Source organism: Deltaproteobacteria bacterium (assembly GCA_019309045.1).
In the GTDB taxonomy this organism is placed as follows: Bacteria; Desulfobacterota; Syntrophobacteria; order BM002; family BM002; genus JAFDGZ01.
The window spans coordinates 1-11,634 of record JAFDGZ010000105.1 but is presented as its reverse complement, the minus strand read 5'-3'; the positions used below and the strand labels follow the sequence as shown (position 1 = coordinate 11,634).

The window sequence follows — 11,634 nt, the reverse complement described above, 5'->3', positions numbered from 1 at the left end:
AGAGAGAGGTGGGGGATGGTGAAAGGAAAAATGTTTTTCTTGGTGATTGTCTTGGTTGTTGTATTATTTTCAGGCAATAACAGAATTGCTTTTGGCGAATGGATTTCTTTTGCCCCTGTTACATCGGACACTGTTTCCCAAGCAAGTATAGCTAGTGATGGTACAAATCTGTTGGTTTTTTATCGTTATCCGAATGTCAGTTTGAATCTTGACGAAGGTGTTATCAAGAAATGGAGCGGCAACAGCTGGGAAGTCGTCGCACATCCCACGAATCAATGTCATAATCCAGATATTGCCGTAGCCGGCAATTTGATTGCTGCCTGCTGGCACACGGACATCCATGACCTGGGTTTCGGCACCAATGCTAACGGTACGTGGGTTTCCACTACGTGGAGCCAATTACAGCATCAATGGGGCGCAACTGTGGCGGTCGCCAAAGGCCGTGCCTATGTGACATATGCCTGCAGGTACAGTGATGGCACTCCCTCTGCCTATATGATGCTGCATGTAAAGAGTCCAATTGGTACCAGTGGGACGCAACTGGAGTTGGATGGTGGCTGGAGGGAGCCTTTTGCAGATGTTGGCGAGGATCCAGCCATTACGGGTGATGCCAATTACTGGTATGTTGTAAGCACTCAGAATGGATGGCTGTCCGTTCAGAGAGATTATGACTACCTTGGCGACTTCTTTCGATATGGGAGTGATGCTTCGGATCCAGAGATTGTTCTGTACCAGGGGTCTCCTGTAGTAGCTTGGGAAGAAAATTCAGGAGCCGAACTGTACATAGCTGGATGGAATGGGGCCGAATGGCATATTATTGGGGCTGATAGCATAGCGAGCGGCTATTTCGATTCACTGCGAATTGCTGCCGCTGGAACGAAGTTATATGCGGTATACACCAGAAGTACTGGTTCGCCAAGGATAGACGTGAGTAGGTGGAACGGCAGTGAATGGGCAACTCTTGCAGACCCTTCGGAGTCGACTTCGAGCACCATATCGACTGTTGATATTGCTGTTTATGAAGGCAATCCGGTGGTTGCCTTTGTAGAAGACAATACTCTTAAAGTTAAGAAATATATCCTCACTCCAGCAGCTCATTTGCCTGGCATAGAATTGCTGCTGCTTGATGATTGATCAACTCGTAAAAAGTCAGAAAGTACCCTCTGTCGTCATTCCCGCGAAGACGGGAATCCAGTGTTTTCAATATGTTGTGGATGTCGAATCAAGTCCGGCATGACGCTTTTGGCACTTTTTACGAAAGCATCATGATTAGTTCGATAATATTCAAGTTGTCACTCGAGTCTCACAGCCTTCGAGGGGTGAAAAGGAGAAAATGGAAGGCATTTCTTTTTGCTGCCATTGCTGGTTGATCATATAGTGGAAAAATTGTAAATTGGACCGGTCATGCGGGCTGCCTTTAGGTGAAGGTGGCAGGGTTGGCAGAGTGCAATAAGACTTACTGCAGAAGATAAGAAAGGAGTGCGTTATGGAAAAGTGGGTGTGCCAGATTTGCGGCTATGTATATGATCCGGCTGTGGGGGATGAAGATGGCGGCATTGCTCCTGGGACTCCGTTCGAGGATATTCCTGATGACTGGGTCTGCCCTGTGTGCGGTGCAGCCAAGGATGATTTCGAAAAGGAAAGCTGAGAATAACTGGCATCCTCAGGAGATTTTTTTCCGTTAGTGGCGGTGAACTGCAGGGGAAGTCACCGCCGCTGTTATTTTGGCTCATAACAAAGGTGATTGCCGGGCAAAAAGAAAGTTCTTGCTTCTCTGTAGAGATGGGCGTTCATAGCTCATTTCGGCAGATACATTCAATCGGCCATGTACCTGGGTAAGAGTATTGTCATCGATGGCTCCTACGGTGAGGGCGGCGGCCAGATCGTGCGCACCTCGCTGGCTCTTGCTGCAATGAGCGGCCAGAGGTGCCGGATCACCAATGTGAGGGCAAACCGCAGCAAACCAGGGTTGCGCCCCCAGCATCTCACAGCGGTCAGTTGCCTTTATCCCGGGAAAAATACGAGCCGGCGACTATTCCTTTCACATAGGCACTGCTGGCTCTGCCACTCTGGTGTTGCAGACGCTGCTGCCTCCTCTGCTGGGAGCAGACAGGGAATCCACCGTGGTGGTAACCGGTGGCACCCACGTGCCCTGGAGCCCACCATACCACTACCTCGAACAGGTAGTTCTGCCTGTGCTGCGGCAATTTGGCTTTGAGGCCCATTTGTCGCTGCAGCGGTGGGGCTGGTATCCAAAGGGCGGCGGCCAGATAACTGCCCATATCCATCCTGCCAGACGAAGACAAATGATTCCTCTGGACGAACCCTTTGAGCTGCAGCAGGTCAGCGGGATTTCGGCATCGAGCCTGTTGCCGGCTCACATAAGGGAAAGACAGGCCCGTCAGGCAGAGACTGTGCTGCGCCGGCAGGGCATAACTGCCAACATCTCCCTGCTGGACGCCTCGGCGGCATCTGCCGGCTCATTTCTGTTTCTCTGCGCCCATGGCAAGGATTTGCTGGCCGGTTTTTCAGCACTCGGCAAACGAGGCAAACGAGCTGAGCAGGTAGCAGATGAAGCGGTTGAAGCGATGCTCCACTTTCTCCGTTCTGGAGCAGCAGTGGATGTCCACCTGGCGGATCAGATTCTCATCTATCTTGCCATGCTGCCTGGCAGCCACCGGATGACAGTAGCTGCCATCAGCCGACACCTCATTACCAATGCCTGGGTGGTGGAGCGGTTCCTGCCGGTGAGATTCCACATTGAGGGAGATCTCAACAGGCCGGGTACAGTAGTGAAAAAAGACCTGGACTGACTGGCCGCGCCTTCTGGTGAACACACTCTATGAAACGGCGCATGTTGCCGCCAAAGGGCAGGGCAGCAGGCTTGCATGGATGACTGCTGCATGATTTTATCTTGTGGCAGCCTGCTGCCCTTCGTTTACAGGGAAAGACTTTTATGCTACCTTGGCGATAGATTTTTTGGTGGGTACTTTCCAGCGGATCTGGTCACACGGAACACATTTCATATGGCCCACAGGGGAGAGCCGTATGATCGAGCAGCGCATGTTCGAAAAAATCCTCATTGCCAACCGGGGCGAGATTGCCCTGCGCATCATCAGATCCGCCCAGGAGTTGGACATCAAAGCAGTGGCCATCTATGAGGAAACGGACAAGGATGCCTTCCACATCATGCGTGCTGATGAGGCGATATGTATAGGCCCTGGTCCGAGAAAAGACTACCTCGACATCGACAAAATTATCGAGGCGGCCAAGAAGACAGGGGCAGAGGCCATACACCCGGGCTACGGATTTCTGGCCGAGAACCCAGAGTTTCCCGAGGCATGCATCGAGGCGGGTCTGGTCTTCATTGGACCTCCCCATGAGGTCATTCGCAGTCTGGGCAGCAAGGTCATTGCTAGAGACATTGCCAGGAACTCTGACATTCCGGTGATCCCGGCCACAGAAACCTTGAGTGCCGGTGAGGCAGCAAATGAGGAGGCCCTTGCCTTTGCTGCTGAATATGGTTTTCCCATTATGATCAAGGCAGTATCCGGGGGCGGCGGCAGGGGGATTCGTCAGGTCGACGACGAAAGGAGTCTGCTGGCCGGCCTGAAGCAATCCCGTTCAGAGGCGCTCATGGCCTTTGGCAACGATGACATATACTTGGAAAAATGCCTTTCGCGGCCGCAGCACATTGAAGTACAGATCCTGGCGGATAGTTTTGGCAACGTGGTCCATCTGGGTACCAGAAACTGCTCGATTCAACGCCGCCATCAGAAACTGATCGAGATTGCGCCGGCAGGTTTGCCAAAAGAGCTCACAGCAGAGATCTGTGACGCTGCGGTACGCGTGGCCAAAGCGTCGAACTACCAGAGCGCCGGCACAGTCGAGTTCCTGGTGGAGCCTGACGGCAGGTTCTATTTCCTGGAGGTGAACACCAGAATTCAGGTGGAACACACGGTGACCGAAATGGTTACTGGCATAGACATCGTGCGTGAACAGCTGTTGATTGCCATGGGAGAGCCGATCAGCTTTTCGCAGAAAGCAGTTGTGGAACGGGGCTACGCCATAGAGCTGCGAATCAATGCCGAGGATCCCAAGAATGAGTTTCTGGCAACGCCCGGTGTGGTTCAAGTGTACCAGTCTTCCGCAGGACATGGCGTCAGACTCGACGGGGCCATTTATCAGGGCTATGAAATTCCCCCGTTCTACGATTCCATGATGGTGAAGCTCACGGTCTACGGCTTCACCTGGCAGGAGGCAGTGGATCGACTTTCCCGGGCATTGAGCGGCTTCATCATCATAGGGGTAAAAACCACCATCCCCTTTTTTCAGCAGATCGTTAACGAGCCTGATTTTATCCAGATGAAATTTGACACTTCCTATCTGGACACCCATCCGCAACTGCTCGACTATGAGGAGAAGGAGAGAGAGGTAGACAAGATTGCTCGTCTCATTGCCGAGATCAACGCCTATGGCTACAATCCTTACGCCCAGTGAAGGGGTGCTGTTTTGCAGGTACGACAGCATTAGAGAACGGTACACAGTTGCCGATGAAATAAAAAGTGGAGTGTAGGCCGTTATGGAAGAAAGAATCAGCAAGGGAATGCCCCTGGAGGCAATACTCGACACCCTGCGGAACAGCGAGGGCTATTACCTGTGCAATAACGAACGGGACGTGTCGCAGTCCGATTTCAAAAACCGCTTGATGCCAATGACCACAGTTCGGGTGGCGCCATACCGGGAAAAGGCCAGTTTTTTCTCAATTGAGGTCAGCGGCGGCGCCTCCATCCATGTGGATTTGCTGCGCAAACAGGTGAACCCGTTCGAGAGGCTGCGAATCGTCAGCAGGGCCATGCCGCAGACTTTGCTGCAGACAGTCTGCCGGGGCGCCAACCTTTTTGGCTATCGCCATTACCCGGAGAACGTCATTCGCTTCACGGTGAGAGAATTTTGCCGCTATGTGGATGTCTGGCGGGTCTATGACTTTCTCAATCATGTTCCCAACATGATACCTGTATTCGAAGAGGTCCAGAAGGCTGGCCGCATCCTCATGCCAAGCATCTGTTTCTCTACAGGAAAGGAGCATACAGATTCGTACTATGTTGGCAAGGTGGCCGAGATATTAGAGGTGACCGGCCCGGAGGTAATCATTTCCATCAAGAACCACTCCGGCCTGGGAACCCCCAGGCGTATTTCCCAGCTGGTAGAAGCAATCAAGAACTCTTTCCCGGAGACAATTCTCCACTACCACGGCTGCAACACAGACGGCAACGACATAGGCAGAATGACTGCTGCAGTACTGGCAGGCGTAAAGATCTGCGATGTGGCTGACCACGGCTACGGCTCGGTCTATGGCCAGGCCCCGGCGCTCACCCTCATTCAGACCCTGGAAGACTACGGCAAAAAGGTAGAAGCCATGGATCTGGAGGCGCTGGTTAAGTGTTCCGACATTCTTAGGCAGGAGCGAAAGATCTATGAACCCTTTGAGAGCCAGTTTCGTGGTCACGACCCCACGGTGGCCCGCTACAAGCTTACCGGGGGCGCCGCAGGCAGCACCTTTGAACAGGCTGACAAGGGCGGCTTCCTGCAAAGAATGCCGGAGATCCTTGAAGAAATGGCCAGGGTCCTGGTGGAGCTGGGAAACTGGTGGTCTGTGACGCCCGGCTCCCAGATTCTCTGGACCACTGCAGTAAACAACGTACTGTACGGCCGCTACCAGAGACCTTCTCTGGACCTCAAGAACCTGATACTCGGCCGCTACGGTCCCTTCCCCTTCTATGAACCGCACGACTGGATATGCGAAAAAGTGCTCGAATACCAGCGGCCTGACGGCAAGAAATGGCATGAAATCATGGCCACCGAGGGAGGTATGGTGCCTCCAGCCGAGCCTGATCTGGAGGGAGAAAGAACAAAGCTGCAAAGAGAATTAAAGCGGCCGGTTTCCGACGAGGACCTGGTACTCTACCTGCAGTATCCTTTTGATGCCCTGTCGTTTTTGCGCTTTGAAGAGAGATGTGGCAAGACGTGGCTGCTGCCTCCGGAAGTCTGGTTTCGCCGCGGCGGCTTCAAGGCGGGTGAAAGAATCAAATTTGCAGATGAATGGGGCAAGCCCCACTACATCGAAGTCATCTCCACCAGGCGTGAAGGGGCCAACGTACTGACTTCTCTTCTGGTAGATCACGTCTTTCACACAATCAGCGTCAAAGTGGAGGGAGCTGACTCCCATTCTGCTCCACAGTAAGACAGCTGGTGATTAGCTCAATTTGGGTCAGTCTCTGATTCGGCACCAGCTCATGAGGCCTCTTCGGGCGGGTCGGTAAGACATTGTTGCGCCTGTTCGTCGAAGCGGAACTTGATCTCGTAGACTCCATCTTCCAGGCTGCTGTGTATTACGTAGCCCGTCTTGTGAAAAACGCTGAGCATTTTCCGGTTGGCCGCCAGCACATAGGCCATGAAACCGGTGACGCCCTTGCTTCTTGCTATTTCACATAGATAGTGTACCAGAAAAGTGCCTATCCCCTTGCGCTGCCATTCGGATCTAACTGCAAAGTCAACTTCGGCGAAGTTGGTTTTCTGGTCCAGAATATAGCGCCCCACAGCAATAATGGTTTCCGAGCCGATTTCGCCTACCACTCCCACGATGGTCATCTCGTGTTCATAGTCGATATTGACCATTGCCTGCGTGTCCCGGTGGGGGAATACTTTCATGGCGGAAAGAAAGCGATAGTAGATATCCTCGTCTGGCAGAGCATAGAAGAATTCTTGCAAGGCGCGTTCGTCAGTAGGCTTTATGGGTCGAAAGAATACTTTGAGGTTGTCGTCGAAGATCTGGTAAGTTTCCCATTCTTCCGGATAGAGTTGGCCGTAAGGAGGCGGCAGGATCTGGTCTTCATAGACGTACCTCAGCTCTTTGGCCTCCTGGAGCAGATCCTGGCGAAATCTGGGATGCGCGATGTTTATGAGCGCCAGCGCTCGCTCCCTGATGGTCTTGCCGTGGAGATGAGCGATACCGAATTCCGTGACCACATAGTGCGCCGAGGCTCGAGTACCCACCACTCCGGCGCCCACAGTGAGGTGGGAGACGATCCTCGATTTGCGGCCGTCAGGACTGGTGCTGGGAAGCACGATGATGCTCCTGCCTTCAACCGCTCGGGAGGCGCCCATGTTAAAGTCCACATAGCCGCCTATGCCGCTGTATACTTTGTGTCCCAGGGAATCAGCACAGGCCTGCCCGGAGAGATCGATTTGCAGGGCTGAGTTGATGGCGGTCATACGATGGTGAGTGCTGATGATTTCAGGATTGTTCACATATTCACTGGGGTAAAATTCTACCTGAGGATTGTTATGTACGAAGTCAAAGAGCTCTCTGCTGCCGAGACAGAAACTGCTGACTATCTTGTCCCGGTGCAGAGTCTTTTTCCTGCCGGTGATTACCCCTCTGGCCACCAGGGGCAGGTAGGCGTCAGTGAGGAGTTCTGTATGTACTCCCAGATCGCGCTTGTCAGTAAGGTGTGCCAGCACAACACCCAGAAGACGACCTATGCCGATTTGAATGGTGGCGCCGTCCTGCACCAGCTTGCTCACATGTCTGGCAATGCTCTCAGCCATAGCATAGCGCTTTGGGGTGACCACTTCCAGGAGGGGCTCTTCATGTTCGACTACGGCGTCCAACTCGCTCACGTGAACAAAGCTGTCTCCCAGGACCCTGGGCATGCGAGGGTTGATCTGGGCTATGACAAAGCGGGCGCTGTCAGCTGCTGCCTTGACCGTGTCCACCGAAACTCCCAGACTGCAGAAGCCGTGGGCGTCCGGAGGGGAGACCTGGATCAGGGCCACATCCAGGGCGAGAACACCTTCCTTGAAAAGAGAAGGAGCCCGAGAGAGATACACAGGAACATAATCGGCGCGCCCTTCGAATACTGCCTGCCTTACGGGCTCTGTAACAAACATGACTTTGAGCCTGCACGAGCCTTGCAGACCGTCCTGAAGGAAAGGCACAGGGCCACTGACGATGGTGGAGACTATCTCCACATCGCTGCATTTCTCCACCCGACGGGCCAGCTGCTGGACCAGGTATTGCGGGGCGCCGCAGCCGCTGCCGATATAGACCCTGCAGCCATCCCTGACTACCTGGTCGAGCACCTGCTGCGCCTGTGTGCCTTTGGCCTGGTATTCTCCTTGCCACTCTTTGCTGTACACGGAACTCCCTTTTCAATGTTTTCTCGTGATAGACGCAGAGCCGAGGATTTCGGTCTCTCAGCAAATACTAAGAATACAACTGCTTGACTTGGCCGTCTACTGTTGGTTGCTGGCCTGCTGCATCCTCCTTCATGATCCAGACCTGGATGCGGCTGCCAGGGATCGTCAGCAGAACAACCAGCAGATCATTGCAGCTGTTTCCACAAGACCTCGGATATATTGCCAGCTTCGCCGCAGCTCTCTCCCGCGAATTCAGGAAAAGTCGGTCAATTATAGGAAGGCGTTTCAGCAGTTGCAAGCTGCAGCCGCGCACCGCAGATTTTCGAGACAGGTCAATTACCACAGCTGCCTGGCAGGAGATTATCCAAGAATGTCCAGGAACGGCCTGGCGAAGTCGACAAGATCTTCGCAGATGCAATTTATATTATTTGGATGTACTCCTGGCATGATTCTACTTGACAATAAAGGGGCTCCCTTTTTAATGTGGTGGTTTAGCAGGGTTTTTTGGGATGCTGCCGAAGTTGCCGGGAGGGCAGGTGAGATTTACAGCGCCAGGCCTGCAGCGGTGCGGCCGGTTGTCAATTGTTCGTGGGGAAAAAAGCTGCTCGGACAAACAGGTGACGGCATGAAACAGGGCGTGGTATTTCTATTTCCTGGACAGGGCTCACAATATGTGGGCATGGGACGATCCTTCTTTGAGACGTACGACGATGTGCGTCGGCTTTTTCAGCTGGGCACAGACATCCTGGGCATGGACCTGGAGAGGCTGTGCTTCGAGGGGCCTGAAGAAGAGCTGGTGCTCACTGAAAATGTCCAGCCCGCCATAACTCTGGTAAACATTGCCTGTCTGCTGGTGCTGGAGCTGCAAGGTCTGCAGCCAGCTGCTGTGGCGGGCCATAGTCTGGGTGAATACAGCGCTCTGTATGCAGCAGCAGTGCTCGACGAGGAGGCAGTGCTGCAGCTTGTCAAGCTCAGGGGAAGGCGCATGCAGCAAGCAGCAGACAAGCACCCCGGGGCCATGGCCGCCATTCTCAATCTGGCAGCAGACAGAGTCGCCCAGATCTGCCAGGAGTGCCATATTGAGATGGCCAACTACAATTCTCCCGGGCAGCTTATTGTCAGCGGCAGCGACACAGGTGTGGCGCAGGCCATGGAGATGGCTGCTGCTGCCGGGGCGAGGCGTTGCGTGCGGCTGCAGGTGAGCGGTCCGTGGCACAGCAGGTATATGGAAGCCGCCCGCAAGGAGTTCCAGCAAGACCTGGCGGGATTTGCCTTTCAAGACCCTCGGCGTCCGCTGGTGTCGAACGTGGATGCCGCTTACGTAAGCAGCGGGGAAGCTGCCCGGGACAATCTGGCCCGTCAACTGTGCTCACCCGTTTACTGGCAGCAATCAATGGAGAGACTGATCGAAGATGGCTACCGCTTCTTTATTGAAGTAGGACCAAAGAAGGTGCTCCGCGGTTTGCTGCGCCAGATCAACAGAGAGGTGGCTGTCTATAACGTGGAAGACGAAGACAGTCTGGAGAAATGCCTTACTGGTCTGCAAAAGCTGGCAATAGTGGAGTAGGAGCCTCTTCGACAATGCCACAATGTTCAGAGAGTTCAGGCCTGTGGGCATATGACCAGTTGTGATTGAGGACCTCAGGGTGCAAGAAGAGATTGCTAGAGTTGAAGAATGCCTGCAATACCTGGCCGGCAGGTGCTCGTTGCAGCCCAGGGTTGGTCTGGTGCTCGGCACTGGCCTCGGCGGCCTGGCCGAACGGATCGAGGATGCTGTGACTGTTCCCTATGGGGAGATTCCCCACTTTCCCAGATCCACAGTGGCTTCTCATAAAGGCAGGCTCATCTTCGGTAGGCTGGCAGGCTGCCAGGTCGCTGCTATGCAGGGACGCTTCCACCTCTATGAAGGCTATCATCCCAAAGAGATTACTTTTCCTATACGAGTCATGGCGGCTCTGGGGATAAAAGCCCTGGTCATCTCCAACGCAGCCGGCGGCCTCAATCCCATGTTCAGTCCCGGCGACCTGATGCTTATCAGGGATCACATCAATCTTACCGGGCAAAATCCCTTGATTGGCGAAAACGTGGAGGCCTGGGGCCCCCGTTTTCCGGATATGACAGCACCGTACAGCAGGGCTTTGCAGGAGCTGGCCGAAAAAACGGCGCTGGAGCTGGGTTTGAAGCTGCAGCAAGGAATATATGTGGGGGTCACCGGACCCAGCATGGAGACAGCAGCCGAGACCCGTTTTCTGCGGTTCATCGGCGCTGATGCCGTGGGAATGTCCACCATTCCAGAGGTAATTGTTGCTGTACACGCCGGCCTGCAAGTCCTGGGACTTTCAGTTATCACCAATGTGAATCTACCGGATAATTATCAACCTGCTCCCATCGAACAGGTGATCGCCACTGCTGAAAAAGCCGCGCCGAGGCTGGTGAAACTGGTGGCACACATTCTCGAAAGAATGTAGCAGAAGGGCAGACCCCTGAGGAGGAATCGCATGCGGATTATGGTTTCCGGCTCACTGGCGTATGACCGCATTATGGATTTTCCCGGCAAGTTCGAGGATCACATTCTTCCAGAAAAAATCCACATCCTCAATGTCTGCTTCACCGTCAATGGTCTGGTGGAGAAGTTTGGCGGTACTGCCGGAAACATAGCTTACAATCTGGCCCTGCTCGGGGAGCGTCCAGTGATCATCGCCACTGCAGGCGAAGATTTTGACAGGTATGAACAGTGGCTGCAGACTCTCGGTTTACCCCTCGAGGGCATCAGGAGAATCGAGGGAGAACTCACTGCCGGTGCCTACATCACTACAGATCTGCTGGACAATCAGATTACCGGCTTCAACCCGGGGGCCATGAAATTCCGTGCTGAGTTTCAGGTAGACGGCAGCTGCAATCCCGAGGAGACGCTCGCCATTGTTGCGCCTGGAAACCTTGAAGACATGGCTGCTTACAGCAAGGCCTACAAAGAAGGCGGCATCCCTTACATTTTTGACCCGGGCCAGTCTATCACTGCACTTTCGGGGAAACAGCTGCGCCAGATGATCAGCGGCTCGGAGGTGCTCATCTCCAATGATTATGAGCTGGAGATGATAACCAAGCGAACTGGTCTCGAGATGACAGAACTCCTGGCGCGGACAAAGGCGGTGGTGACTACTCTCGGGGAACAGGGCTCTGTTGTCCATACCCCGGAAGGGAGAGAAGAAGTCAAGGCAGCCAGGGCGGCCCGAGTGGTTGATCCTACAGGGGCAGGGGACGCTTACAGGGCGGGACTGATCAAGGGGCTGGTCATGAGACATGAGCTGATCACCGCAGCAAGAATTGGGGCCACCTGTGCGAGTTATGCAGTTGAATGCCATGGCACCCAGGAGCACTCCTTCAGCGAGGAAGATTTTTGGGGCAGATATCGAGCCAATTTTGGCGCAGAAC

At 53.9% G+C, this 11,634-nt stretch carries 10 protein-coding genes; 9 read left to right on the top strand and 1 reads right to left on the bottom strand.

Annotated features, from left to right (window positions below; genetic code table 11):
- Positions 1–15: 15 nt before the first annotated feature.
- The 6 genes from JRI89_15445 (at position 16) to JRI89_15420 (ending at position 6,244) form a co-directional block, all read left to right on the top strand.
- Positions 16–1,134: a hypothetical protein gene (locus tag JRI89_15445; protein ID MBW2072633.1), complete on the top strand. Its 1,119-nt coding sequence runs from the start codon at positions 16–18 to the stop codon at positions 1,132–1,134.
- Between the two features lie 352 nt (positions 1,135–1,486).
- Entirely contained in the window at positions 1,487–1,648 is a 162-nt protein-coding gene (locus JRI89_15440) for a rubredoxin (protein MBW2072632.1), read from the top strand.
- Between the two features lie 177 nt (positions 1,649–1,825).
- The gene (locus JRI89_15435; GenBank protein ID MBW2072631.1) at positions 1,826–2,218 is read left to right on the top strand and encodes a hypothetical protein; all 393 of its coding nucleotides are present in this window, start codon (positions 1,826–1,828) and stop codon (positions 2,216–2,218) included.
- A complete protein-coding gene (locus tag JRI89_15430; protein ID MBW2072630.1) occupies positions 2,196–2,813 on the top strand; it encodes a hypothetical protein in 618 nt (205 codons plus the stop codon). Before JRI89_15435 ends, JRI89_15430 begins: the two co-directional genes overlap by 23 nt.
- Before the next feature lie 250 nt (positions 2,814–3,063).
- Complete coding sequence (locus tag JRI89_15425; GenBank protein ID MBW2072629.1) at positions 3,064–4,500, top strand: acetyl-CoA carboxylase biotin carboxylase subunit; 1,437 nt, start codon at positions 3,064–3,066, stop codon at positions 4,498–4,500.
- 106 nt (positions 4,501–4,606) lie between these two features.
- Positions 4,607–6,244 carry a pyruvate carboxylase gene (locus tag JRI89_15420; GenBank protein MBW2072628.1) on the top strand — a complete coding sequence of 546 codons (1,638 nt, stop codon included), beginning with the start codon at positions 4,607–4,609 and terminating at the stop codon, positions 6,242–6,244.
- Between the two features lie 50 nt (positions 6,245–6,294).
- Here the strand turns inward: JRI89_15420 and JRI89_15415 are convergent, their stop codons facing one another.
- The gene (locus JRI89_15415; protein ID MBW2072627.1) at positions 6,295–8,202 is read right to left on the bottom strand and encodes a GNAT family N-acetyltransferase; all 1,908 of its coding nucleotides are present in this window, start codon (positions 8,200–8,202) and stop codon (positions 6,295–6,297) included.
- 445 nt (positions 8,203–8,647) lie between these two features.
- Between JRI89_15415 and fabD the strand changes: the two genes are divergently transcribed.
- The 3 genes from fabD to JRI89_15400 form a co-directional block, all read left to right on the top strand.
- Positions 8,648–9,769 (top strand): ACP S-malonyltransferase, encoded by a 1,122-nt coding sequence (gene fabD / locus JRI89_15410; protein MBW2072626.1) that lies wholly within the window; start codon positions 8,648–8,650, stop codon positions 9,767–9,769.
- A gap of 79 nt (positions 9,770–9,848) precedes the next feature.
- Positions 9,849–10,670, top strand: coding sequence for a purine-nucleoside phosphorylase (locus JRI89_15405; GenBank protein ID MBW2072625.1), 822 nt, complete (start codon positions 9,849–9,851; stop codon positions 10,668–10,670).
- A 30-nt stretch (positions 10,671–10,700) separates the two neighbouring features.
- The coding region (locus tag JRI89_15400) for a carbohydrate kinase family protein (GenBank protein ID MBW2072624.1) at positions 10,701–11,634 on the top strand (934 nt) is incomplete at its 3' end.

Excerpts from the sequence above, each read along its gene's own strand:
- JRI89_15420 (MBW2072628.1), top strand. The coding sequence starts at position 4,607 with ATGCCCCTGGAGGCAATACTCGACACCCTGCGGAACAGCGAGGGCTAT.
- JRI89_15440 (MBW2072632.1), top strand. The coding sequence starts at position 1,487 with ATGGAAAAGTGGGTGTGCCAGATTTGCGGCTATGTATATGATCCGGCT.
- JRI89_15445 (MBW2072633.1), top strand. The coding sequence starts at position 16 with ATGGTGAAAGGAAAAATGTTTTTCTTGGTGATTGTCTTGGTTGTTGTA.
- fabD (MBW2072626.1), top strand. The coding sequence starts at position 8,648 with ATGATTCTACTTGACAATAAAGGGGCTCCCTTTTTAATGTGGTGGTTT.
- JRI89_15435 (MBW2072631.1), top strand. The coding sequence starts at position 1,826 with ATGTACCTGGGTAAGAGTATTGTCATCGATGGCTCCTACGGTGAGGGC.
- JRI89_15425 (MBW2072629.1), top strand. The coding sequence starts at position 3,064 with ATGTTCGAAAAAATCCTCATTGCCAACCGGGGCGAGATTGCCCTGCGC.